The sequence below is a fragment of the Janthinobacterium lividum genome, assembly GCF_011601275.1.
Classification (GTDB): domain Bacteria; phylum Pseudomonadota; class Gammaproteobacteria; order Burkholderiales; family Burkholderiaceae_D; genus Janthinobacterium; species Janthinobacterium lividum_E.
This window is the reverse complement of sequence record NZ_JAAOLY010000013.1, coordinates 198,001-221,409: the sequence shown is the minus strand read 5'-3', so window position 1 is coordinate 221,409 and position 23,409 is coordinate 198,001. Positions and strand designations below refer to the sequence as shown.

Annotated in this window: 20 protein-coding genes and 1 tRNA gene; 14 read left to right on the top strand and 7 right to left on the bottom strand. The window is 62.7% G+C overall.

Annotated elements, in window-relative coordinates; translation table 11 throughout:
* The 3 genes from GYK42_RS20240 to GYK42_RS20230 form a co-directional block, all read left to right on the top strand.
* The coding region (locus GYK42_RS20240) for an HlyD family secretion protein (protein WP_166448938.1) at positions 1-1,139 on the top strand (1,139 nt) is incomplete at its 5' end.
* 6 nt (positions 1,140-1,145) lie between these two features.
* Positions 1,146-2,744, top strand: a complete 1,599-nt coding sequence (locus GYK42_RS20235) for a DHA2 family efflux MFS transporter permease subunit (RefSeq protein ID WP_034747410.1) — start codon at positions 1,146-1,148, stop codon at positions 2,742-2,744.
* A 53-nt stretch (positions 2,745-2,797) separates the two neighbouring features.
* On the top strand, positions 2,798-4,273 hold the full coding sequence (locus GYK42_RS20230) for an efflux transporter outer membrane subunit (RefSeq protein WP_205711472.1): 1,476 nt from the start codon (positions 2,798-2,800) through the stop codon (positions 4,271-4,273).
* A 9-nt stretch (positions 4,274-4,282) separates the two neighbouring features.
* On the opposite strand, the gene GYK42_RS20225 is transcribed toward GYK42_RS20230, so the two are convergent.
* Positions 4,283-5,200 carry a LysR family transcriptional regulator gene (locus tag GYK42_RS20225; protein WP_166448937.1) on the bottom strand — a complete coding sequence of 306 codons (918 nt, stop codon included), beginning with the start codon at positions 5,198-5,200 and terminating at the stop codon, positions 4,283-4,285.
* Positions 5,201-5,312: 112 nt separating this feature from the next.
* On the opposite strand from GYK42_RS20225, the gene GYK42_RS20220 reads away from it, so the two are divergent.
* The 6 genes from GYK42_RS20220 to GYK42_RS20195 all read left to right on the top strand — a co-directional run bounded on the left by GYK42_RS20220 (position 5,313) and on the right by GYK42_RS20195 (position 12,666).
* Positions 5,313-5,912 (top strand): short chain dehydrogenase, encoded by a 600-nt coding sequence (locus GYK42_RS20220; protein WP_166448936.1) that lies wholly within the window; start codon positions 5,313-5,315, stop codon positions 5,910-5,912.
* A gap of 143 nt (positions 5,913-6,055) precedes the next feature.
* Positions 6,056-7,768, top strand: coding sequence for a methyl-accepting chemotaxis protein (locus GYK42_RS20215; RefSeq protein ID WP_166448935.1), 1,713 nt, complete (start codon positions 6,056-6,058; stop codon positions 7,766-7,768).
* 48 nt (positions 7,769-7,816) lie between these two features.
* Positions 7,817-9,547 (top strand): dipeptidyl-peptidase 3 family protein, encoded by a 1,731-nt coding sequence (locus tag GYK42_RS20210; protein WP_166448934.1) that lies wholly within the window; start codon positions 7,817-7,819, stop codon positions 9,545-9,547.
* 151 nt (positions 9,548-9,698) lie between these two features.
* A complete protein-coding gene (locus GYK42_RS20205; protein WP_166448933.1) occupies positions 9,699-10,382 on the top strand; it encodes a hypothetical protein in 684 nt (227 codons plus the stop codon).
* A 104-nt stretch (positions 10,383-10,486) separates the two neighbouring features.
* Positions 10,487-11,218: a BON domain-containing protein gene (locus GYK42_RS20200; RefSeq protein ID WP_166448932.1), complete on the top strand. Its 732-nt coding sequence runs from the start codon at positions 10,487-10,489 to the stop codon at positions 11,216-11,218.
* A 155-nt stretch (positions 11,219-11,373) separates the two neighbouring features.
* Positions 11,374-12,666, top strand: a complete 1,293-nt coding sequence (locus tag GYK42_RS20195; protein ID WP_166448931.1) for an MFS transporter — start codon at positions 11,374-11,376, stop codon at positions 12,664-12,666.
* Positions 12,667-12,721: 55 nt separating this feature from the next.
* Here the strand turns inward: GYK42_RS20195 and GYK42_RS20190 are convergent, their stop codons facing one another.
* Complete coding sequence (locus tag GYK42_RS20190) at positions 12,722-14,869, bottom strand: alpha/beta hydrolase family protein (protein ID WP_166448930.1); 2,148 nt, start codon at positions 14,867-14,869, stop codon at positions 12,722-12,724.
* Positions 14,870-15,044: 175 nt separating this feature from the next.
* On the opposite strand from GYK42_RS20190, the gene GYK42_RS20185 reads away from it, so the two are divergent.
* Both GYK42_RS20185 and GYK42_RS20180 read left to right on the top strand, forming a co-directional pair.
* On the top strand, positions 15,045-16,091 hold the full coding sequence (locus tag GYK42_RS20185; RefSeq protein ID WP_166448929.1) for a lysozyme inhibitor LprI family protein: 1,047 nt from the start codon (positions 15,045-15,047) through the stop codon (positions 16,089-16,091).
* 3 nt (positions 16,092-16,094) lie between these two features.
* Positions 16,095-16,598, top strand: coding sequence for a hypothetical protein (locus GYK42_RS20180; RefSeq protein WP_166448928.1), 504 nt, complete (start codon positions 16,095-16,097; stop codon positions 16,596-16,598).
* A 14-nt stretch (positions 16,599-16,612) separates the two neighbouring features.
* Here GYK42_RS20180 and GYK42_RS20175 read toward each other — a convergent pair whose 3' ends face one another.
* The 5 genes from GYK42_RS20175 to GYK42_RS20155 all read right to left on the bottom strand — a co-directional run bounded on the left by GYK42_RS20175 (position 16,613) and on the right by GYK42_RS20155 (position 20,469).
* Complete coding sequence (locus GYK42_RS20175; protein ID WP_166448927.1) at positions 16,613-17,017, bottom strand: hypothetical protein; 405 nt, start codon at positions 17,015-17,017, stop codon at positions 16,613-16,615.
* Between the two features lie 104 nt (positions 17,018-17,121).
* Positions 17,122-17,197 (bottom strand) — tRNA-Lys (locus tag GYK42_RS20170).
* A 68-nt stretch (positions 17,198-17,265) separates the two neighbouring features.
* Entirely contained in the window at positions 17,266-19,032 is a 1,767-nt protein-coding gene (locus GYK42_RS20165) for a GspE/PulE family protein (protein ID WP_166448926.1), read from the bottom strand.
* 47 nt (positions 19,033-19,079) lie between these two features.
* Positions 19,080-19,868: a spermidine synthase gene (locus tag GYK42_RS20160; RefSeq protein ID WP_166448925.1), complete on the bottom strand. Its 789-nt coding sequence runs from the start codon at positions 19,866-19,868 to the stop codon at positions 19,080-19,082.
* 88 nt (positions 19,869-19,956) lie between these two features.
* The gene (locus GYK42_RS20155; RefSeq protein WP_034785134.1) at positions 19,957-20,469 is read right to left on the bottom strand and encodes a glycine zipper 2TM domain-containing protein; all 513 of its coding nucleotides are present in this window, start codon (positions 20,467-20,469) and stop codon (positions 19,957-19,959) included.
* Between the two features lie 401 nt (positions 20,470-20,870).
* Here GYK42_RS20155 and GYK42_RS20150 point away from each other — a divergent pair, with 401 nt between their 5' ends.
* From GYK42_RS20150 to GYK42_RS20140, 3 genes are all read left to right on the top strand, one after another.
* On the top strand, positions 20,871-21,269 hold the full coding sequence (locus tag GYK42_RS20150; RefSeq protein WP_034747450.1) for a barstar family protein: 399 nt from the start codon (positions 20,871-20,873) through the stop codon (positions 21,267-21,269).
* 156 nt (positions 21,270-21,425) lie between these two features.
* On the top strand, positions 21,426-22,034 hold the full coding sequence (gene purN / locus GYK42_RS20145) for a phosphoribosylglycinamide formyltransferase (protein WP_166448924.1): 609 nt from the start codon (positions 21,426-21,428) through the stop codon (positions 22,032-22,034).
* Between the two features lie 21 nt (positions 22,035-22,055).
* Complete coding sequence (locus tag GYK42_RS20140) at positions 22,056-23,375, top strand: RsmB/NOP family class I SAM-dependent RNA methyltransferase (RefSeq protein ID WP_072455489.1); 1,320 nt, start codon at positions 22,056-22,058, stop codon at positions 23,373-23,375.
* Positions 23,376-23,409 lie beyond the last annotated feature (34 nt).

Below are 23,409 nucleotides of genomic sequence, written 5' to 3'. Positions count from 1 at the left end.
CCCCTTCCGCGCCCGCCGCTTCCGCCAGCTCCGCCCCCCCTAACAACCGTGTGAAAATCATCGCCGGCCTGATCGTCCTCGTGGCCCTGGGCGCCGGCGCGCGCATGTGGTACCGCAGCCACTATTTCGTGGAAACGGAAAATGCCTATGTGGCTGGCCACGTGCATCCCGTTTCGGCACGCATTTCCGGTGTCGTCACCAAGGTCTTCATCGACGACAATCAAATGGTGAAAGAGGGCGACGTGATCGCCGAACTCGACCCGTTCGACCAGCGCGTGAAAACCGAGCAGATCGCCGCGCAGATCGCCAGCGCCGAGCAGCAAGTGCTGCAAGCGGACGCGCAGATCGCGCAAGTGCAGGCGCAAGCCAGTGGCGCCCAGGCGCAAGTGGCGCAAGCCGACGCGCAGCTGCTGCGTGCAAAACAGGATGCGGACCGTTATGGCCAGCTGTACACGAGCCAGATGAAAGCCGTGTCGAAAGCGGAACTCGACGCGGCCAATGCGGCCCGCTCGAGCGCCGTGGCCGACCTGGCTGCCCGCCGCGACAGCGCTTCGGCCGCCAAGGCGCAGATCGGCGCGGCGCAAGCTGCGCGCGACGTCGCCAAGGCGCAAGTGGCCGTGTTGCGCGTGCAATTGAAGGACGCGGAACAGCAGCTGCAATACAACCGCATCCTGGCCCCGGTCGCCGGTCGCATCGGCAAGCGCAACGTGGAAACGGGCATGCGCGTGCAGCCTGGGCAGCAATTGACGGCCATCGTGCAAGACAACGTCTGGGTCACCGCCAACTTCAAGGAAACCCAATTGGCCGACCTGCACCGCGGCCAGAGCGTGCACGTGACCATCGACGCCATGCCGGGCAAGAAACTGGTGGGTGCCGTGGACAGCTTCGCGCCGGCTTCGGGCGCGCAATTCGCGCTGCTGCCAGCCGATAACGCCACCGGCAACTTCACCAAGATCGTCCAGCGCGTGCCGGTGAAAATCGTCTTCCAGCCGGAAGACATCAAGGCCATGAATGGCCGCCTGGTGCCGGGCATGTCGGTGATCGCCGAAGTGGAAGTGAATCAGCCCAATGCGGCCCAGGACAAGGCCGAGGCACCGCGCCACGCCGCCGCTCCCGCCGCCCAGTCCACCACGCGCTAAGCTTCCATGAGCAGCCCCTCCACCACGCTGGCGAAGCCGCCAGCGTTTCCCGTGATCGACGAAAAAGTCTCCGGGCGCACCTGGCTGGCGGTCGCCGCCGGCATGCTGGGCGCCTTCATGGCGGTGCTCGACATCCAGATCACCAACTCCTCGCTCAAGGATATCCTTGGCTCGCTGTCGGCCACCCAGGAAGAGGGCTCGTGGATTTCCACGGCCTACCTGGTGGCGGAAATTATCGTCATTCCCCTCACCGCACTGCTGGCGCGCGTGTTCGGTCTGCGCACCTACATGATCGGCACCACCGCTTTCTTCCTGCTGTTCTCCACCCTGTGCGGCACGGCCTGGAACCTGGAAAGCATGATCGTCTTCCGCATGCTGCAGGGTTTCACTGGCGGCGCCCTGATCCCGATGGCGTTCACCCTGGTGATGCTCAAGCTGCCGCCGTCGAAGCGCGCCGTCGGCATGGCGATTTTCGGCCTGACGGCCACCCTGGCGCCAGCCATGGGGCCGACCCTGGGCGGGTATCTGAGCGAGCTGTATGGCTGGCCCTCGATTTTCTACATCAACTGGGTGCCGGGCGTACTGCTGATCGCCGGCATGATCTATGGCCTGGACAAGGAGCCGATGAAGCTCGAGATGTTCTGGAAAGCCGACTGGCTGGGCATCTTCTTCATGGCCCTGGGCCTCGGCTGCCTGACCATCTTCCTGGAAGAGGGCAACTCGAAGGACTGGTTCGACTCCGGTTTCATCATCGCCTTCGCCTCGCTGGCCCTGGTGGGTATCCTGGGCTGGGTCGTCACCAGCGCCACGCGCGCCGAACCGTTCGTCAACCTGGCGCTGTACGGCCAGCGCAATTTCCTCGTCGCCACCGTGCTGTCTGCGGTGACGGGCATGGGCCTGTATGGTTCGGCCTTTTTGCTGCCCCTGTTCCTGGGCCAGATCGCCGGCTACTCGCCGATGCAGATCGGTGAAGTCATCATGTGGGTAGGCTTGCCGCAGCTGTTCATCATGCCGTTTGTCGCCAAGCTGTCGTCGGTGGTGGACAACCGCATCCTGTGCTCGTTCGGCCTCTTGCTGTTTGGCGGTTCGTGCATGATGAATGCATACATGGACGCGTCCACCGGCTACGACCAGCTGCTGTGGTCGCAGGTGGTGCGCGCGCTGGGCCAGCCCTTTGTCATGCTGACCCTGTCGAACTTCGCCATGAAGGGCATTGCGCCGAAGGACATGCCGTCCGCATCGAGCCTGTTCAACATGACGCGCAACCTGGGCGGCTCGATCGGCATCGCCCTGCTGGCCACGGCCCTGAGCACCCGCGAGCACTTCCACTCGCAGCGCCTGGGTGAAGCGATCAATGCGTATTCCAGCGCCACGCAGCTGCGCATCGACCAGCTGACGTCCTCGTTCATGGCCAAGGGCTATGACGCCGTCACGGCAGGCAACCAGGCCTTGCAGGCGATCGACGGCATCGTGCGCCGCGAAGCGTATGTGATGGCTTACAACGATGGCTTTTTCCTGATCGGCGCCATCCTGCTGGCCTGCATCGTGCCCCTGTGGCTGGCCGACAAACTCAAAGCTCCCGGTGGCGGTGGCGGCGGTCATTGACCGCGCACAGCCCGCACGTGCAGCAGCACCTCAAGAACAAGAAGGTACACATCATGCAAACAGTATTGACGAAAATCGCGCTGGCCGCTTCCCTTGCCGTGGCGCTGTCCGCCTGCGGCACCGTGGGCCAGGATTTCACCGCTCCGGGCAATGTCGCCGGCGCCGACACCTTCCGCCACGGCGCAACCGCTGCGGATGCCGCACAGCTGCCCAAAGAGTGGTGGAGCATCTACGGCGACGCCACCCTGAACCGCCTCGAGCAAAGCGCGCTGCAGGACAACCCGAGCGTCAAGGCGGCGGGAGAACGCTTGCTGCAGGCGCTGGCGCAAAGCGGCACGGCGCGCGCCAACCAGGGCCCGAGCGTGAACGTCAGCACGGGCGTCTCGAACTCGCGCACCTCGGCCAACACGTCGCAGGGCCTGGCCCTGGGCAACCGCTCCATCAGTGGCAATAATTTTTCGATCGGCGGCTCGCTGTCGTATGAAGTCGACTTGCTGGGCCGTGTAAAACGCATGGTCGAAGCGGCCGATTCGCAAGCCTTGGCGGCGCAGGCCGACCGCGACGGCGTGCTGCTGATGCTGTCGTCGCAAGTGGCCAGCAATTACTGGCAGCTGCGCGGCCTGGACGCGGAAATGGCCATCCTGAATGGCGCGCTGGACACGCGCCGCGAGTCGGCGCAGCTGGTCGAAGCGCGCTTCAATGCGGGCTTGACGAATGAGCTGGACCTGGCGCGCGCGAAAGTGGAACTGTCGAACGCGCAGGCCGACCTGCACGAAGTCAAGCGCCAGCGCAACCAGCTGGAAAACAGCCTGGCCACCCTGATGGGCAAGCCGCCGTCGGCGCTGCAATTGCCGGTGGCGGCCGATCCGTCCGTCTTGCCGCTGCCGCCTGCCATTCCCGTCGGCTTGCCCGCCAGCCTGCTGGCGCACCGTCCGGACCTCGTTTCCAGCGTGGCGGGCCTGCGCGCGGCCAACGCGCAAGTGGGCGTGGCCGAAGGCGCGTTTTATCCGTCGCTGCAATTGACGGGCAATTTCGGCTACGCGTCGGAAAAGCTGCGCGACCTGGCGCAGGGCGGTTCGCGCCAGTTCAGCTTTGGTCCGCTGGCCCTGTCTCTGCCGATCTTCGACGGTGGTCGCAACCAGGCCAATCTTGACCTGTCCAAAGCGCGCTATGCGGAAGCCGTGGCGAACCATGAAACGAAGCTCTTGACGGCCTTGCGCGAAGTGGAAGATGCGCTGTCTGACGTGGAGCAGCGCCAGTTGCAGGGCGACGCGCAGGCGCTGTCGCAGGAAGCGGCGGCGCGCGCCTACCTGGTGGCGCGCACGCGCTACGAGCGCGGCATCTCGACCTACCTGGACGTCACCGATGCGCAGCGCAGTTCGCTGGCAGCGGACCGCGCCGCCGCGCAGATCAAGACCCAGCGTCTGCTGGCGACCGTGGCCGTGGCCCGCTCCTTGGGTGCCGGCTGGCAGCCGGACGGCGAGCTGGCCAAGCTGGCTTCTGCGCCATCGGCCGTCAAGTCGAACTAGGTACGACGATTACGTGAGCGTGGCCGGTGGCGGTGTCGCCGCCGGCCCGTAGCGTTCCAGCAGAAAATCGATGAAGGTCGTCAGCTTCGGCGTGGGCTGGCGGTCGCGCGGATACAGCGCATGCATCAGGCGCGGCGCCGGCACGTAGTCGGCCAGCAGCGGCACCAGCCTCCCCGCCGCGATATCGTCGGCCAGCAAAATCTCCGCCTGCATGACGATGCCGAAGCCGTGCAGGGCCGCCATGCGCAGCGCCTGGCCATTGTTCGAGCGGAAGCGGCTTTCGGCCGCAGCGCCATCGTGGCGGGCTTCCTTGCCGCTCAGACGCCAGCGCATGTGGCGCGACCACTGCATGAAATCCACGCATTCGTGCCGCGCCAGGTCGTCCGGCGTGCGCGGCGTGCCGTGCTTTGCCAGGTAGGCGGGCGAGGCGCAGATGACCATCGCATAAGGACGCAAGGGCCGTGCCACCATGCCGGAATCTTCCAGCTTGCCGATGCGGATGGCCGCATCGAATCCTTCCTCCACCAAGTCCACCATCCTGTCATTCAAATTGAGTTCCAGGCTCACGTCCGGATACGCCGTCAGATAGTCGGCCATCAGCGGCGCGATGCATTCGCTGCCGAAGGACACGGGCGCCGTGATTTTCAGCTTGCCGCGCGGCGTGGCGCGCATCGCTTCCGCGCCCGTTTCGGCCGCCGCGATCTGCGCCAGGATCTGCCGGCACTGGTCCACGTATTGCCGGCCGATTTCCGTCAGGCTTTGCCGGCGCGTCGTGCGCGCCAGCAGGCGCGCGCCCAGCCGCTCTTCCAGTTGCTTGATGTGCTTGCCCACCATCACGGGCGAGATGCGGAAGGTGTCGGCTGCCGCCGTGAAACTGCCCTGGTCGACGACGGACACAAAGATTTCCATGCTACGCAATTTATCCATGCGACCCTGATTCCAAACTGTGGGTTGGTAATCTTGTTAATTCTAGCGCATTTATTCCTTTTGGGAAGCGGCGCATACTGGCTCCATCGTTCAACCCACACAAGGAAACAGCATGAAAATCGTCATCATCGGCGCCAGCGGCACCATCGGCAAGGCCGTCACCGCGCAACTGGCGCAGCGCCATGAAATCATCGAAGTGGGCAGCCGCACGGGCGCGCACCAGGCCGACATGGGCGACATTGAACAAGTACGCGCCCTGTTCCAGCGCATCGGCAAGGTCGACGCCGTCGTCGTCACGGCCGGCAAGCTGCATTTCGGCCCCCTGGCCGAATTCACCCCAGAGCAATTCCAGCTGGGCCTGGACAGCAAGCTGATGGGCCAGGTCAACGTGGCGCTGGTAGCGCAGGAATACCTGAACGACGGCGGTTCGATTACGCTGACCAGCGGCATCGTGTCCGAGCAGCCTATCCGTTTCGGTGCGGCCGCCAGCATGACGAATGCGGCCGTGGAAGGTTTCGTGCGGGGCGCCGCCATCGAACTGGCGCGCGGCGTGCGCATCAATGCCGTCAGCCCCACGGTGCTGGAAGAATCGCTGGAAGCGTATGGCCCCTTCTTCTACGGCTTCGAGCCGGCCGCCGCCAGCCGTGTGGCGCTGGCCTACAGCCGCAGCGTGGAAGGGGCGCAGACGGGGCAGGTGTACCGCGTGTGGTAGGTTTCATGCCTTAAAAAAGTCTGCCTTTGACCGGCCTCAGGCAGGCTGCTTCCATTCATGATAAATTAACTTTTATTTCCAAATGTCAACATCATGGTGATGAGGAATTTGGATATTTTCATGAATGAATGGATGAGACGGATATGCAAAGCACCAAAATCAGCACACGACTTTATACGGGATTTGGCCTGGTCCTGTTGCTGCTGATCATCGTTACCGCACTCGGCATCAACCGCGTGCAAAAGATCGATGCCATCCTTACCAGTATCAGCGACGTCAACAACGTCAAGCAGCGCCATGCAATCAATTTCCGTGGCAGCGTGCATGACCGCGCGATCGCCCTGCGCGACGTGGTGCTGGCGGCCGACGCGGCGTCGGCCAAGCCGGAAATCGCGCGCATCGAAACGCTGGCCGCCAATTACGCGCAGGCCGCCGCGCCGCTCGACCAGATCATCGGCAGCGGCAAGGGCGTGACCGAAGCGGAACGCACGGCCCTCGCTGCCATCAAGGCCAGTGAAGCCAAGGCCCAGCCGATCATCGCCAAGGTGATTCAATTGCGCCTGGCCGACGATGTGGCCGGCGCCACCGCCTTGCTGCAGCAACAGGGCGCCGCCGCCTTCACGGGCTGGCTTGCGTCCGTCAACCAGCTGATCGACCTCGAAGAAAAGATGAGCCGCGAACAGGCAGACAGCGCAAGCACGGTGGCGCGCAGCTTTTTCTTCTTCATGGTGTTGCTGTGCCTGGGCGCGATCGCGATCGGCACCATCGCGGCCTGGCGCATCAGCCACGGCTTGCTGCGCCAGCTCGGCGGCGAGCCCGACTACGCGGCCGCCATCGCCGGCGAAATTGCCGCTGGTAACCTGGCAGTGACCATCACTACCGAGCCGAACGACCGCAACAGCTTGCTGTACGCCATGCGCGGCATGCGCGACAGCCTGGTGGCCATCGTCAGCCAGGTGCGCGCCGGCACGCAGACCATCGCCACGAACTCGCGCGAAATCGCGGCCGGCAACCTGGACCTGTCGAACCGCACGGAACAGCAGGCCGGCTCGATCGAGGAAACCGCCACGTCGATGGAGCAATTGACGGGCACCGTCAAGCAGAACGCCGAGCACGCGATCGAAGCGAATCAGCTGGCCGTATCGGCCTCGGGTGTGGCCGTCAAGGGCGGCGCCGTCGTGGCACAGGTGGTGCAGACCATGGCCGCCATCAACGAGTCCTCGAAAAAGATAGTCGACATTATCGGCGTGATTGACGGCATCGCTTTTCAGACGAATATTCTGGCGCTCAATGCCGCTGTGGAAGCGGCCCGTGCCGGCGAGCAGGGCCGCGGCTTTGCCGTCGTCGCCACCGAAGTGCGCAGCCTGGCCCAGCGTTCCAGCCAGGCCGCCAAGGAAATCAAGTCGCTGATCGACGACTCGGTCGAGCGCGTCGACACGGGCGCGCGCCTGGTCGATGAAGCGGGCACGACCATGCAAGACATTGTCGACAGCGTCAAGCGCGTGACCGACATCATGGGCGAAATCAGCGTGGCCACGCGCGAGCAGTCGTCCGGCATCGAACAGGTCAACCAGGCCGTCGGCCTGATGGATCAGGTGGTGCAGCAGAATGCGGCGCTGGTGGAACAGTCGGCCTCGGCGGCCGCGTCGCTGGAAGCGCAGGCCGGCAGCCTGTCGCAGGTGGTCAGCATCTTCAAGCTCGACAACTCGCAAGTACAGCTGCAGGCGCCGCAGCCGGCGCGTGCGCGTCCTGCCGCCGTGACTGCTGCCCGGCCGGTCGTCAAGGCAGCAGCGAAGCCGGCACCGAAAAAGCTGGCCACCAAGGTGCCCGCCGATGACGCATGGGAAGAGTTTTAAGCGGCGCTCGTTTACAATCGGGACCTTACATTGTTTGCTGAGGTCCCCATGAAACGTATCCTGTTCCCCCTGCTGATGGCGACCGCCGTCGGCAGCGCCTGCGCCGCAACGCCGGCAGCCCCGGCCACCGCGCAACAACTGGCGGCCATGAGCGCCCGCTATGCACCCGTCGCGCTGACTGCCGACGTCACGCACCTGTCCGCGGGCGACCGCCAGGCCATCGCCAAGCTGGTGGAGGCGGCCAAGCTGGTCGACGTGCTGCAGTTGCGCCAGCGCTGGTCTGGCAATGAAGCGTTGTGGGCGGCATTGAAGAAGGACACATCAAAGCTGGGCCAGGCCCGCCTGAACTATTTCTGGATCAACAAGGGACCATGGTCGGTGCTCGACGCGCATGCCTCGTTCATGCCGGCCAGCTATGCCGGCATCGCCATTCCCGCGCACAAGCCGGAAGCGGGCAATTTCTATCCGCAGGGCGCCACCAAGGCCAGCCTGGAAACGTGGATGAATGGTTTGTCGCCAGAGGACAAGCAGCAGGCGCAATGGTTCTTCACGACGATTCGCGCTGGCAAGGATGGCAAGGATGGCAAGTACCAGACCGTCAAGTATTCGGACGAATACAAGGTGGAACTGAAGCAGCTGGCCAGGTTGCTCGACGAGGCGGCCGCCGCCACGGACAATGCATCCCTGAAGAAATTCCTCACCCTGCGCGCCAAGGCTTTCCTCGACAACGATTACCTGCCGTCCGACTTCGCCTGGATGGACCTCGATTCGCCCGTCGACATCACCATCGGCCCGTACGAAACGTATAACGATGAGTTGTTCGGCTACAAGGCCGCGTTCGAAGCCTACGTGAACATCCGCGACCAGGCGGAAACGCAGAAGCTGAACTTCTTCGCCAAGCACATGCAGGAGCTGGAAGACAACCTGCCGCTCGACGCCCAGTACCGCAACCCGAAAGTGGGCGCGCTGGCGCCGATGGTGGTGGTCAACCAGGTGTATGGCGCGGGCGATGGCAACATGGCCGTGCAGACGGCCGCCTACAATTTGCCGAACGACGAGCGCATCATCAGCGCGCGCGGCTCCAAGCGCGTCATGCTGAAAAACGTGCAGGAAGCCAAGTTCAAGGCCACCCTGACGCCGATCTCGAAACTGGTGCTCACGCCCGAAGCGCAGCAGGACGTCGATTTCAATTCCTTCTTCACGCACATCCTCGCGCATGAAATCATGCATGGCCTGGGTCCGCACGCCACCACCGTCGACGGCAAGCCATCAACGCCGCGCCAGGACTTGAAGGAAGCCTATTCGACCATCGAGGAAGCCAAGGCCGATATCACGGGCCTGTTTGCGCTGCGCTACATGATGGACAAGGGGCAACTGAACGACACCCTGGGCCAGGGCGAGGCGGCCGAGCGCAAGCTGTACAACACTTTCCTTGCCTCGGGCTTTCGCACCCTGCATTTCGGTTTGACGGATTCGCACGCGCGCGGCATGGCCATCCAGATGAATTACATCCTCGACAAGGGCGGTTTTGTGTCGCTGGGCGACGGTAAGTTCGGCGTCGACTTCGGCAAGATCAAGCAGGCCGTGATCGACCTGGACCGTGAGTTCTTGACCATCGAGGCGACGGGCGACTATGCGCGCGCGAAAGACCTGATGAGCAAGTACGTGGTGATCCGCCCCGAAGTGCAAGTGGCGCTCGACAAGATGAAGGCCGTGCCCAACGATATCCGTCCGGAATTCGTCACGGCGCGTGCGCTGGACAAGGCGGCGAAGAAATAAGCCTGAGTTTGACTATTGTCAGCCTGGAAAGCCGGCGCACTGCGCCGGTTTTTTTTCGTCTTTATTTATGAATAGTTGCCAGTTTTTCCTTGTGGAAATATTTTCACCGCTTACTCTGCAGTGGTAAATCCCCATTTTTCCTGTTGATCCCATGTTGAAACTATTCTCGCTGTTGTGCGTGTCCCTTGCCTTGCCTGCCGTGGCTGCCGCCCAGCTCACCGATCTGGAAACCCGCTGGCTGCAGGCGGGCCAACCCGTCATCGCGTTTGCGCGTGTGCAAGGCTTGCCCATCGATATCATCGTGCAGCCGCAGGATGCGCCCGGCGCCGTGCCGCTGGCGCTGGGCTACGAAGCAGGGCGTTGCAAGCTGGTGCTGTCCTTGCGCGGCAACGTGCAGGCGGACAGTGTCTTGCAGGGCGTGCCAGCCACGCGCCACGGCCTGATGATGGAAGCAATGACGGCGCATGAGATCGGCCACTGCCAGCGCTATGCGCAGGGCGACTGGCATGCCTTGCCACGCGGCTTTGTCGAGCCGCGCAGCATGCAGATGGGCAAGTTGACACCGCTGGCGCAGGAGTTGCGCGAGACGCGCCGCGAAGAGGGCTATGCGGACTTGGTGGCCCTGGCCTGGATGCATGGCCGCCACCCGGGGCAGTACCAGGATGTGCTGGCCTGGATGCGCGGCGTGCGCGCCGGTGGCGAGGTTGCGGGCGGTTCGCACGCCACGCAAGGCTGGCTGGTGCTGGCCGATGGCGCGGGTGTATTTGATGGGTCCGCTTCAATATTTGAACAGGCGCAAGTATTGTGGCGAAAGGGCTTGAGCGGCGACAAATAAACGCTGATTTTTATGTGAATGGAGTGTCAGCGTGTGCTGTCGCACGGAGCTTTGCTTCCGGCAGGGGTCTAATCTGGGCATCAACTAACCAGAGAGGAACCATCATGAACAAAATGATCGCACTCATGCTGGCCGCCAGTGCCAGCGCCCTGCTTGCCGCCACGCCAGCGTATGCGCAGGATGCCTCGTACAAGAGTTTGACGGACAAGGCAACGGCCGACTACAAGCAGGCCAAGGCCGCCTGTGACGCCCAGAGCGGCAACGCGAAAAAAGTCTGCGTGGAAGAAGCCAAGGTGGCGCGCGCCAAGGCAGACTCGGATGCCGTGGCGCAATACCGCAACACGCCGCGCGAACTGGGCAAGGCCCGCAAGGACGTCGCCAACGCCGAGTATGACCTGGCCAAGGCCAAGTGCGGCGACCGCACGGGCGCCGAGAAAACCACGTGCATGAACGATGCCAAGGGGGCGAAAACTGCGGCGCTGGCCGACGCCAACACGGGCGCCAGGGATGGCACCAACGTGGCGCAAAACCCACCCGCCACGACGAAGGAAAACTGCGACGCCATGGATGCGACGGCCAAGGCCGCCTGCGTGACGCGCAACGCGGCCGGCAGCACCAAGACGGCCGTGGCGGACTCCGTCATCACGACGAAAATCAAGGCTGACCTCGTCAAGGACAACGACTTGAAAGCGCTCGACGTGCATGTGGAAACGGTGAACGGCGTCGTCATGCTCAGCGGCTTCGTGCCATCCCAGGCGCAAGTGCAGAAAGCCGCCGACCTGGCCCGTGGCGTGGAAGGCGTGACGGATGTGAAGAATGGCTTGAAGGTGAAATAAGCGCACTCTGTAATGCATTAAAGCCAGGACTGGAGCTGCACGCGGCAGTGTGGTTCCAGTTTCTTTTTGATTGTATAAATTACGATCATAATATAACATGAGAAAAATCCCGTCGGCTGCTGCCGATCGGCATTCACTTTTCTCATGAGGACTGCATGCTTTCCTATCCCTTTTCGCAATGGCTGGAGCGGCGCGGCGTGCACTTTGCCTGGGTCATCGTCGCCATCACTTTCCTCACGGCCTTGACCTCGTCCGCCGCGCTGGGCTTGCCGGGTGCGCTGATGCAGCCCTTGAGCCGCGAGTTCGGCTGGGATGCCGAGCAGATTTCTTCGGCCCTGGCCGTGCGCTTCGTGCTGTTTGGCCTGATGGGGCCGTTTGCCGCCATCCTGATGGAGCGCTTCGGCTTGCGCAATGTCATCTGCGTGGCCCTGGGCCTGATCGCTGCCGGCATGCTGCTGGCCACGCGCATGACGCAGTTCTGGCACCTGGTGGCCTTGTGGGGCATTCTGCTGGGTCTCGGCTCGGGCATGACGGCGCTGGTCTTGAGCGCCGTGGTGGCGAACCGCTGGTTCGAGACGCACCGGGGCCTGGTGGTGGGCGTGCTGACGGCCAGCTCGGCCACGGGCCAGCTGCTGTTCCTGCCCGTGGGTGCCTGGCTGATCGAGCACTACGGCTGGCGTACGGCCGTCATGCCCGTGTTCGCCGCCTGCGCCATCGTCGCCGTGCTGGCCTTCCTGTGCATGCGCAACCGCCCGCAGGATATCGCCTTGCGTCCCTACGGCGCCGATCCGGCCACGCCTTTGGGGGCGCCAGTGGCCGCAAAAATGACGTTTGCCACGCCGTTCGTGATCCTGCGCAGCGTGGCTTCCAATCGCACCTTCTGGATACTCTTCGGCACCTTTTTCATCTGCGGTCTCAGCACCAATGGCTTGATACAGACGCATTTCATTTCCCTGTGCGGCGACTCGGGCTTGTCCGCCGTGCCGGCCGCGTCCGTGCTGGCCATGATGGGAGCGTTCGATCTGTTCGGCACGATCTTGTCCGGCTGGCTGTCGGACCGCTATGACAACCGCAAATTGTTGTTCTGGTATTACGGCTTGCGTGGCTTGTCGCTGTTCTGGCTGCCGTATTCGGAATTCACCTTGTACGGCCTGTCATTGTTCGCCATGTTCTACGGCCTCGACTGGATCGCCACCGTGCCGCCGACCGTGAAACTGGTGGGAGCCACGTTCGGCCGGGAGCGGGCGGGCATGGTGTTCGGCTGGATATTTGCCGGCCACCAGCTGGGCGCCGCCGTGGCGGCCTATGGCGCGGGCCGCATCCGCACCCTGATGCTGACCTACAACCCGGCCCTGTTCGCGGCCGGCGCCGCCTGCCTCGTTGCCGCACTGCTGGTGCTGGCGATCCAGCGCCAGAAGGCGGCCGTGAGCGTCTCGCAAGCGGCATGAAAAAAGCCAGGCCCGCATGCGCGGAGCCTGGCTTTTCAAGAAGCTTACAGCGCGATTATTTCAAGTACTTGGTCAGCCAGCCCTCTACTTCGCTATAGAAGAAGCGGCTGTTCTCGCCCTTCAAAATCCAGTGGTTTTCGTCCGGGAACACGAGCAGTTTCGCCGGCACGTTCAGGCGTTGTTGCACGGCAAAGTTCATCAGCGCATTGTTGGCCGGCACGCGGTAGTCGAGCTCGCCCACGGTGATCAGGATCGGTGTCGTGAAGCCCGTGCCTTTTTCGTGGTTGCCCGCTTGCATGATGGGGCTTTGGTCGCGCCACACGGGCAAGTTCGACCAGACGGGGCCGCCTGCATTCGTTTCCCGGCCGAAGCCGCCATCGCTGGTGCCCCATTGCATGATCAAGTCCATTTCACCCGCGTGCGAGACGATGGCCTTGTAGCGCGTGGTCGTCGCTTGCAGCCAGTTGGCCAGGTGGCCGCCATAGCTGGCGCCGCCGGCGGCCAGTTTCGTGCCGTCGATAAATGGGTATTTCTTGATGGCTTCATCAACGCCCTGGTTGACTTCATCGCCCGGACCCTTCAAGGGGTCGAACTGGATCGAGCGCGAGAATTCCTCGCCATAGCCGGTGGAACCCTTGTAGTCGGTCAGCAGCACGACATAGCCTGGCTTGGCCAGCAAATGATAGTTCCAGCGCAGCACGAACTGGTCGCGCCACATGCTGGCCGCGCCGCCATGGATGACGGTAAACAGCGGGTATTTCTTGTTCGGATCGAAGTTGGCCGGCTTGACGAGCATGTTGTGGATCTGGCGGCCGTCGGCCGTCGTGAACCAGAAATGCTCGGGCGCCTGCCAGTCGATTTTATCGGCCTTGTCCGTGTTGAAGGCCGTCAGGCGCTTCGGCTGCTTGCCGTTGAACGCGTAGATTTCCGGCGGGTTGATGGACGACTCCCACACGCCGACCAGGGCCTTGCCGCCGCTGCTCAGCGAATTGATGGTGCCCGTTGGCAAGGATGGCTCTTCGCGCACGTCGCCGCCTTTGGCGTCGATCGAGTACAGTTTTTCCAGTCCCGCATGTTCATAGCTGAAGATAACGCGCTTGCCGCCTTCGGGCAGCACGAAGCGGGAAATCGAGCGGTCCAGCTTGGCCGTCAATATCGTCGGTGCCGGATTGCTCATCGGCCAGGCGAAACTGGCCAGGCGCTTCACGTCATACACCTTGCCTGGCGTTTCCGCGTCGCTCAGGGCGAACAGGGTCTTGCCGTCGGCCGCGAATTTCAGGCTGCCATAGCTGTGCTTGTCTTGCGTCAAACGCTGTGCTTCGCCGCCCGCCACAGGCAGCAAATACAGTTGCGAAACGACGGCTTCGCGCTGGGCCGCATCGTGGTTGGTGGCCGCGTTGAAGACGACGGCCTTGCCGTCCGGCGTCCAGACGGCGTCCAAGGATTGTCCCTCGTCGCCCTGGCCGCCGCCAAAGCCCGGCAAGGCGGCCAGTTGCGTGCCCGACAGGATGTCACGCGGCTTGGCGTCCGCTTGCGCATCAACGACGAACAGGCGCACCTGCTTGTCGGTCAGCCACTTGTCGAAATAGCGGGGCGCCGTCGATTCATAGGAGCGGGCGCTGACTTTGCGCTCCTTGCGTTCTTTCGCGCTTTGCTTGACGTCGGCTTCCGTCTTGTTGCCCGGATAGATATCGCTGATGAACAGCAACTGCTTGCCGTCCGGGCTCCATTTCGGCATGCGCGTGCCCATGGTGAGCGTGGTCAGCCGTTGCGCTTCGCCACCGTTGGCCACGTCGAGGCGGTAAATCTGGCCCGCTTCATCGCCGTCGCGCTTGGCAACGAAAACCACCTGGCGGCTGTCCGGCGACCAGGCCACGGCGCTTTCGCTGCTTTTGGAATACGTCAGGCGCCGCGCGGGGCTGTCGTCGCCAAGGGACTTGATCCACAGGTCCGACCATTGCTCCTTGCTATCGTAGGCGCTGTCGACCACGGAAAACACGGCCCACTTTCCATCGGGGCTGGCGACGGGCGCGCCCACCCGTTTCATCAGCCACACGTCTTCATGCGTGATGGCGTGTTTGGCTTGCGTTTGCGTGGCGACAACTGCGGTGGTGGCCTTGGTATCGGCGGCATGGGCAAGCGAGGCGCAGGCCGCTGCGATCAGCAGGGAGCCGAGGGAACGGCGAAGACGGGGTGAGGTCATGGGCGTGGTCCGGAGTAGTGAAAAAAGTACAGCGGGCAACATTATTGCTCATGATTTCCTGCACTGCCAAGGCTGGGTACCGTTACTTACCAGGCGGGACGGTCACGTATCGGGCGGGCGCGTCATGGCTGATCAGTTAAACTTGTTCTTTTACTGACGCTACCTTTGGCCGGCCATGAAAATTAGTCTACCCTTATTGAAAACGATATTGCTGGGCGCAAGCTGCCTGCTGGCCGCCCCGGGTTTTGCCGCCGCGCCCGCTCCCTACCCGAACACGAGCGCCATGGGAGTGGGGCACGCGGAAAGCACGGCCTGGTATGCGGGCTGCCTGAAGGTCAAGGATGCGGCGCCGCCGCCGGCCGACCTGCCGGCGCCCTCCGCCGTGGCGTCCCTGCAGCAATGCCAGGCAACGGACCTGTATTACGATACCAAGAGTATGTCCTCGCCCAAGCCGGCCGACTGGCGTCCCGCGCGCCATTGCGCCATGGCCACGCAAAACAGCGCCGTCCTGATGATGCTGTATCAGAATGGACAGGGCGTGCAAAAAGATCCATTGCTGGCGCTCAAGTATGCGTGCAGCATCGATGCGGCGCCGGCCGAAATGCGCGGCCGCATCGAACACTTGCAGCAGATCAATGCCAGCGGTCGTGGCATGATCGATTTGTGCGACGACATCACGAGCGGCTACATGATGGGCGTGTGCAGCGCCATCGATGCCCGCCAGAAGCAAAGAGTGCGCGGGCAGGCGACAGCCAAAGTCAGCGAGAGCATGCCGGCCGCAGCGCAAGCGTCGCTGCAAAAACTGCAGGCGGCGGCAAGCAAATTTGCCGATGCCCGCGCGGCCAATGAAACGGACTTGAGCGGCACGGCGCGCGCCGCCCTGAGCATCGCCGCCCGCACGGCGGAGCTCGATACGTTGGCGCACGATTTGCGCGAATACGAAGCGGGCAAGCTGCCAGCCGCCGTGTCCAAAGAGCAGGCGGCGGCGCTGGACAAGGAGCTCAACGCCATCTACGGCAAGCTCATGAAAAAGCCGGCGCAAACCCATGCGGGCGCCGTAAGCAACGATGGCATCCGCGCCACCCAGCGCCTGTGGCTGGCCTACCGCGATGCCTGGATGAACTTTGGCGCCGTGCGCTACCCATCCGTGACGAGCGAAACCTGGACGGCCATGCTGACGTCGCGGCGCAATGTGCAATTGCAGGACTTGCTGGAGAATTGAAACATGCGGCAAGCGTACTACCACGAAGACGATTTTTGCATGATCGAGCTGCTGCCGCTGGATAACTTGCAACACTGTTTGACGCAGATGGGCGAGCAAGAGGCGTTTGCCGATGCGCACCGCAGCGGTGCCGGCTGGACGCAGATGTACGTGCCCGAGGCGCCGCCGTCGCAGATGGGCACGCTGGGCCTCTCGGCGGATCAGCTGCGGCTGGCGCTGGCGGACGCCTTGCCGCCGTATGACGCCGTCTACACGGGTTACAGCAGTTACCGCGTGGAATGCAAGAACGTGCTGGCCTTTGGCGGCGAGAACACGGAGACCTTGTTTGCTGGCCTGGACGACAAGGGTATCGTGTGCGACCTGTGGTGCAGCGACGCCATGCCCGAGCTGTTGCTGCTGCCCTTGAAAGAGCGTTTGCTGCTGGCCGACTGGGGCGCGGGGTTTGCTTGTCCCTTGGCCGATGGGGAACTGTTTGCCCGCTATCTGCAGGAATACGAACTCGATTAGCGTAGGTAAACTTACTACTCGCAGGCGATGGCGTTCGGCTGCGCCACCTTGACCACCGAGGCCAGGCGCGCCATGTCGTTGCCCTCGCCTTGCTCCACATACGGTTGATAGGTGTCGATGACGATGCGGGCACGCGCCTGCCAGCCGCAATTGTCGGCCTGGCGCGCGGGCACGCGCAGCAGCCGGCGCGCCTCTCCATCGTTGGAAAAACAGAACCACGCATCGTGCGTGGCGGCAGGGCGGGGCAAACGGCCCCACTGTGCCTTGTCGGGCGCGAAGCAGACGCGGTCGCCGATGATTTGCAGGCTCATCTCGTCCGTGTGCGCGCTGTACTGGCCGTCGAGCACGATGGGCGGCTGTGCCCGGGCCTGGGTGGACAGGCAGGCGGTGGCCAGGAGGAGGGAGGCGGCAAGTTTCATGCGTTTCTTTCAGGGCTGGCAAGACGATGAGCCAGTATAACCGCGAGGGCCGGAAACGAAAAAAGCCCATCCTTGAGGATGGGCTTTTTAGTACTGCGCATTCGTGGTAGGCCGTGCGGGATTCGAACCTGCGACCAACGGATTAAAAGTCCGCTGCTCTACCAGCTGAGCTAACGACCCGAAAGAGGCCGCATTATATATCAGTTGAAAAAGAATGCAAAGCATTCCTGCTAGAAAGTGCTGGCTTGCTAATGCAGGGCTGCCGTGAGCTTCAGCACTTCGTCGATGCTGGTCGTGCCATCGATGATCTTGCGTGCGCCGGCGATGCGCAGCGGCGTCATGCCGTCGAGCAGGCTCTGGCGGCGTAGCGCGTGCAGGTCGGCGCCGGCCTTGACCAGCTGGCCGAACGTTTCCGTCACGCTCAGCAGTTCGTAGATGCCGGCGCGCCCCAGGTAGCCGCTGTGCCGGCACAGGGCGCAGCCGACGGGGCGGTAGGCTGCGGCTGGCCGTTCCAGTTGGCCGCCCGTCAGGCGCTGCCAGGCAGCGGCGCCGGGGGCGGCATCCAGCTGTTTGCAGCCCGGACACAGGCAGCGCAGCAATCGCTGCGCCAGCACGCCGATCAGGCACGCTTCCAGCAGATAGGCGGGCACGCCCAGTTCCAGCAGGCGCATGACGGCAGAAGGCGCGTCGTTGGTGTGCAGGGTCGACAGCACCAGGTGGCCCGTCAGCGCCGCCTGGATGGCCATCTCGGCCGTGGCCAGGTCGCGGATTTCTCCCACCATGATGATGTCCGGGTCTTGCCGCATCAGCGCCCGCACGCCATCGGCAAACGACAGTTCGATCCCGGCCTGGCTTTGCACCTGCATCTGGTTGAAGGCCGGCTCGACCATTTCGATGGGGTCTTCCACCGTGCACACATTGACTTCGCTGCCGGCCAGCGCCTTCAAGGTGCTGTACAGGGTGCTGGTCTTGCCCGAGCCGGTGGGTCCCGTCACCAGCACGATGCCGTGCGTGCGCGCTGTCAGTTGGCGCCAGCGTTCGGCGTCCGCGAGCGGAAAGCCCAGTTCTGCCAGGCTCTTGACGGCCACTTCCGGGTCGAAGATGCGCATGACGAGTTTTTCGCCGAAGGCCGTGGGCAAGGTCGACAGCCTCAGTTCGACTTCCTGGCCCTGCGCATTGCGCGTCTTGATGCGGCCATCTTGCGGGCGGCGCTTTTCCACCACGTCCATGCGCCCGAGCAACTTGATGCGCGCCGTCATGGCCAGCAGTACCACGGGCGGCAGCTGGTAGGCTTGGTGCAGGCGGCCGTCGATGCGCAGGCGCACGAGGCCCGCGTCGCGCTTCGGCTCCAGGTGGATGTCGGAAGCGCGCTGGGCAAACGCGTATTGCCACAGCCAGTCGACGATGCGCACCACGTGCTGGTCGTTGGCGTCCAGGCTGGTCTTGTTGCGCCCCAGTTCCACCAGCTGCTCGAAATTGTGGCGCAGCGCCAGGTCTTGCGTGGACGCTTGGCGGGCCACCTTGACGGAGCTGGCCAGGCTGAAAAATTGCGCGATGGCGTCGGCGATGTGCAGCGGGTTGGCGATGACCAGGCTCAGCTTGCGCGGCGCAAGATTCCCAAGCTGCGCCTGCCAGGCGAGCGCATACGGCTGGGCCGTAGCGATGACGATGCGTTCCGGCGTGCTTTCCACGGGCAGGATGTTGAAACGGGCCGCATAGCCGGCCGTCATGACGTCGGCCACCTGGCTGAAATCGATGTGCAGGGGATCGATGCGCACATACGGCAAGCTGGAGCGTTGCGCCAGCCACGCGCACAGGGTGTCGAGCGTCAGTGCGCCGTGGACGATGCTGCACAGCGGATGCAAGGCCGGTGCCGGCAGCAGGGCGGCCTGGGTGCCGATGGCCGCCGCTTGCGCCGCATCGAGCAAGCCGTCTTCCTGCAGCCAGGCCAGCAGTTGTGGCAGTTCCAGCGGCGTGTCGGGCGAGATGGGAGAGGGCGGAGGGGAAGCGGGCATGGCCGGCGTCTTTCAGGACTGCCGGCCTAGCCTGGGAATGCCGGCGCCTACAGGGTGCTGACGATGCCCTTGACCCAGGATTTGGCGGGCAGCTTGGTCTCGGCGACGATCTGCTTGGCGCGCTCGAGCAGGGCGGCTTGCGCCTCGGTATCGAGCGGTACTTTGGTCTTGAAGGCGATCGCCACCACGTTCCCATCATGGACTTCCGGCAGGCAGATCACCTGTTCAAACGCAAACTTCATCGCCTTGATGTTTTTCGCGTAGCTGGGATGGTCGCCGAACAGGTTGACCGTCATGATGCCGTGCGGCGCCAGGCAGGCGCAGCAGGCGGCATAGAAATCGGCGCTGTCGAGCACGGGACCGCGCGCCGTGGCGTCATACAGGTCCACCTGCAGGGCGTCCAGGGTGCCGTGATTGGCGTCGTCGTTGACATAGTCGAGCGCATCCATCTCGCGCACGTGCAGGCGCTCGTCGTTGGGCGGCAGCTTGAACATCGATTCGCAGATGGTGATGACGGAAGGATTCAGTTCGATGGCCTCGACTTGCGTCTGCGGGAACTGGCGGTAGCAGAACTTGGTCAGCGCGGCCGTGCCCAGGCCCAGCTGGGCGAGACGCTGCGGTTGCTCGATCCACAGCATCCACGCCATCATCTGCTGCGCGTATTCGAGCTCCGGCCAGTCCGGCTTGCGGATGCGCATGGCGCCCTGCACCCATTCCGTGCCGAAATGCAGATAGCGCACGCCATCCATTTCCGACAGGGTGACAGGGGCGTAGCGGGGCTTGCGCGCCGGGCGCGAGGATTCGACTTGTTCGATGGATTTTCGTTTGATAAGCATAAGGCGGCCTGAAAGTGTGCCGCATTATAGCGTGCCATAAAAAATGCCGACCCTGAGGGACCGGCATTTTAATACGCCCAATACTGAGTTATTGCTGAGCTGGCTCGATCGAAACGCGCAAGCGGATGCGCTCGCCCGGATCGTAGGACATGATGCTCGTGTAGTTGCGGCCGCGGTAGTCGTAGGTGACTTGGTAGCCATTGTTGCGCGATTCCCAGTGGTCGACCTGGCGGCATTGCTTGACGGCTTGTTCCTGCATGCCGCCCTGGTAATTGTTCTGGTTGTCAACACGGTCGCCGACGACGGCGCCGGCAATCGCGCCAGCGGCTGCCGCGGCCGTGCGGCCATTGCCTCCGCCAACCTGGCTGCCGAGCAGGGCGCCGGCGATACCGCCGACGATGGAGCCGCCAGCGCTGCGCTGTTGCGGCGGCGCCTGGACTTGCACGTATTCCGTGCGGCATTCCTGGCGTGGACGATTGATCTGTTCCACTTGCGGCACGACGCGCACGACCTTGCCGAAATCTTCAAAGTCGGCGGCCTGGGCGAGTGGCAATGCACCGATACAAAGGGCTGACATCATCAATTTGGCTTGCAAGTTCATTTGTAACCTCGTTATGTAGAGAATCTTTCAGGGTATTTTTTGCAACTTGGGACTATAGTAATCCCGCCAGGCCGGGGCAAGTGTTTCGCATGGCAACAAAATGTAACAGCCCAAGCCCCTTGCCCCACAGTCTGTAACATGCACTTTCAATCGATACAAGATGTTGAAATGACTTGAAACCAGCGGTTTGTAACAAATCTTGCGTTTGACATCATATTCGGGTTGATTCATGCAGGACAACACGTTACCCTAATACGCGTATGGCTTATATAAAATCGCACTGAATCGCATAAAAGTTGATACAGATCGAATCACCGCGTGCGCATTGACCCGCGTGCGGGGATGCAATAAGAAGAGCAGCTAGAACAAATCCATACATAACAGGTCGATTTGAGGGAAAAATGAGTTTGTTACTAACCGTGCCGCCCAACCTTGTCCAGTCCATCCGTGCCTTTCGCGTGACCGAATTACAAGACGAGGCGATCCGTCTCGGGCAGCACTTTTTATATGCGCATTGCAACGCTGGACAGACCAAACAACAAGTCATCGGCATTATTGCAGAAGCATTCCTGTTTCCGAAAAACCTGGCGAAGAATTTCGATGCGCTACGCCTGTGCCTGACGGACACCATGTTCAAGGCCGGTACGCAGACGGGCTTCCTGGTGGTGCTCGAGCAATTGCCAAATACGCAAAAATTCGACAAGGAAGCGCGCGAGATCCTGCTCGACGTGTTCCGCGACGCGGCCGACTACTGGGCCGAGAAGAAAGTCCCGTTCCGCGTCTTCTATTCGTTCGAGTAAACACTTACTCTCGTTGCAGTAGCGTAAAATCAGCCTTTTTCCGGCTTGGCAGGCAGCATTGTCCGGCGAAAGCGGTGCTTGCGCGATCATGTTGCGGCGCAACAATATCGCCGGCCTTTCTTGGTTCGCATCGCCATAGCGGGTACAATGCGCGCTATGAAAAATATCGTTATCCTCATTTCCGGACGCGGCAGCAACATGGAAGCGGTCGTGCGCGCGGCGCAAGCCGAGCAATGGCCAGCCCGTATTGCCGCCGTCATCAGTAACCGGGCCGATGCCCAGGGATTGGTTTTTGCCGCAGAACATGGGATAGCGACCGCAGTCGTTGCCAACAAGGATTATGCCAGCCGCGAACAGTTCGATGCGGCGCTGCAAGCCGTGATCGACGGTTTTGCCCCCGACCTGGTCGTACTGGCCGGTTTCATGCGCATCCTGACGCCGCCCTTCGTCGAGCATTACGCGGGGCGCATGCTCAATATCCACCCGTCGCTGCTTCCGCTGTTCCCGGGCATGGCGACGCACCGCCAGGCGCTCGAGGCGGGCGTAACGGAACACGGCGCGACCGTGCATTTCGTGACTGCCGAGCTCGATCATGGCCCCGCCGTGGCGAGTGCGAAAGTCCCCGTCTTGCCAGGCGACACAGAAGAGAGCTTATCGGCGCGTGTGCTGGTACAGGAACATCTGCTTTACCCGCGCGCCATCCGCCTGTTCATTGACGATAAACTGTCAGTCGAGCATGGCCAGGTCCGCGTGGACCCTCAATAAAATATTACAGAAAGAATAACAATGAGATTGCCACCAGCGATACTTGCCAATGCTGAAGAAGTATTGCGCGAAATTTTACGTTTCACGGCTCCGGCCGACACCACCCTGTCGCGCTATTTCCGCGACCATCCGCGCCTCGGTTCGCGCGAACGCGGCGCCATCGCCGAAGGCATTTATGCCGTGCTGCGCAACAAATCGTTCTTCACGGATTTCGCCGAAGCGGGCAGTGGCCCGACCATGCGCCGTTTGACCATCCTTGGCCTGGCCGAAGCCGTCGGTGCGGACTCCCTGGGCGGCCTGACGGAAGAAGAAGTGGAATGGCTGGAACGCATCACGCAGATCGACCGCAGCCTGATGCCGTCGAACATGCGTGCCAACATGCCGACCTGGCTGTTCGACAAGCTGATCGCCCAGTTTGGCGAAGCGGAAACCATGAAGCTGGCCGATGCGCTGAACGCGCCGGCGCCGCTGGACTTGCGCGTGAACTCGCTCAAGGCGACGCGTGACGACGTGATGCTGGCCCTGGCCGAAGCGCCGATCCTCAGCACGCCGACGCCGTTCGCGCCGCTGGGTTTGCGCGTGATCAAGAAGCCATCGCTGCAAAACCTGCCATTGTTCCAGAGCGGCGCCATCGAAGTGCAAGATGAAGGCAGCCAGATCCTGTCGCAGATCGTCGGCGCAAAGCGCGGCGAGATGGTCGTTGATTTCTGTGCCGGCGCGGGCGGCAAGACGCTCGCATTGGGCGCATTGATGCGCAACACGGGCCGTTTGTACGCGTTCGACGTGTCGGAAAAGCGTCTGGCCAAGCTGAAGCCACGCATGGCCCGCAGCGGCCTGTCGAACGTGCATCCGGTACAGATCGCGCATGAGCGCGATGCCAAGATCAAGCGCCTGGCCGGCAAGATCGACCGCGTGCTGGTCGATGCCCCATGTAGCGGCCTGGGCACCCTGCGCCGTAATCCGGACGTGAAATGGCGCCAGCAGCCGAACTCCATCGTCGAGCTGCAAGCCAAGCAGGCAGCCATCCTGGCTGGCGCGGCGCGCCTGGTCAAGGGCGGCGGCCGCCTGGTGTACGCCACCTGCAGCTTCCTGAACGAAGAAAACGATTTTATCGCCGAGCAATTCCTGGCGGCCCATCCGGACTTCACCCTGGTGCCGATGAACAAGGTGCTGGCCGAGCAGAAGATCGAGCTGGAAATGGGCGACTACCTGAAATTGTTGCCGCATCTGCACCAGACCGACGGCTTCTTCGCCGCCGTGTTCGAGCGCAAGGTCATGCCGAAAAAAGTCTACGCCGATGAAAAACCGGCCGACGACGTTGACGCTGAACCAGCCGAATAAGTTTGTCACGGGCCATCGCTGCAGCATCGCAGCG

Excerpts from the sequence above, each read along its gene's own strand:
- GYK42_RS20160 (WP_166448925.1), bottom strand. The coding sequence starts at position 19,868 with ATGCTTATCAAACGAAAATCCATCGAACAAGTCGAATCCTCGCGCCCG.
- GYK42_RS20175 (WP_166448927.1), bottom strand. The coding sequence starts at position 17,017 with ATGAAACTTGCCGCCTCCCTCCTCCTGGCCACCGCCTGCCTGTCCACC.
- GYK42_RS20195 (WP_166448931.1), top strand. The coding sequence starts at position 11,374 with ATGCTTTCCTATCCCTTTTCGCAATGGCTGGAGCGGCGCGGCGTGCAC.
- GYK42_RS20210 (WP_166448934.1), top strand. The coding sequence starts at position 7,817 with ATGAAACGTATCCTGTTCCCCCTGCTGATGGCGACCGCCGTCGGCAGC.
- GYK42_RS20200 (WP_166448932.1), top strand. The coding sequence starts at position 10,487 with ATGAACAAAATGATCGCACTCATGCTGGCCGCCAGTGCCAGCGCCCTG.
- GYK42_RS20215 (WP_166448935.1), top strand. The coding sequence starts at position 6,056 with ATGCAAAGCACCAAAATCAGCACACGACTTTATACGGGATTTGGCCTG.
- GYK42_RS20165 (WP_166448926.1), bottom strand. The coding sequence starts at position 19,032 with ATGCCCGCTTCCCCTCCGCCCTCTCCCATCTCGCCCGACACGCCGCTG.
- GYK42_RS20155 (WP_034785134.1), bottom strand. The coding sequence starts at position 20,469 with ATGAACTTGCAAGCCAAATTGATGATGTCAGCCCTTTGTATCGGTGCA.
- GYK42_RS20225 (WP_166448937.1), bottom strand. The coding sequence starts at position 5,200 with ATGGATAAATTGCGTAGCATGGAAATCTTTGTGTCCGTCGTCGACCAG.
- GYK42_RS20230 (WP_205711472.1), top strand. The coding sequence starts at position 2,798 with ATGCAAACAGTATTGACGAAAATCGCGCTGGCCGCTTCCCTTGCCGTG.
- GYK42_RS20180 (WP_166448928.1), top strand. The coding sequence starts at position 16,095 with ATGCGGCAAGCGTACTACCACGAAGACGATTTTTGCATGATCGAGCTG.
- GYK42_RS20220 (WP_166448936.1), top strand. The coding sequence starts at position 5,313 with ATGAAAATCGTCATCATCGGCGCCAGCGGCACCATCGGCAAGGCCGTC.
- GYK42_RS20185 (WP_166448929.1), top strand. The coding sequence starts at position 15,045 with ATGAAAATTAGTCTACCCTTATTGAAAACGATATTGCTGGGCGCAAGC.
- GYK42_RS20140 (WP_072455489.1), top strand. The coding sequence starts at position 22,056 with ATGAGATTGCCACCAGCGATACTTGCCAATGCTGAAGAAGTATTGCGC.
- GYK42_RS20190 (WP_166448930.1), bottom strand. The coding sequence starts at position 14,869 with ATGACCTCACCCCGTCTTCGCCGTTCCCTCGGCTCCCTGCTGATCGCA.
- purN (WP_166448924.1), top strand. The coding sequence starts at position 21,426 with ATGAAAAATATCGTTATCCTCATTTCCGGACGCGGCAGCAACATGGAA.
- GYK42_RS20205 (WP_166448933.1), top strand. The coding sequence starts at position 9,699 with ATGTTGAAACTATTCTCGCTGTTGTGCGTGTCCCTTGCCTTGCCTGCC.
- GYK42_RS20235 (WP_034747410.1), top strand. The coding sequence starts at position 1,146 with ATGAGCAGCCCCTCCACCACGCTGGCGAAGCCGCCAGCGTTTCCCGTG.
- GYK42_RS20150 (WP_034747450.1), top strand. The coding sequence starts at position 20,871 with ATGAGTTTGTTACTAACCGTGCCGCCCAACCTTGTCCAGTCCATCCGT.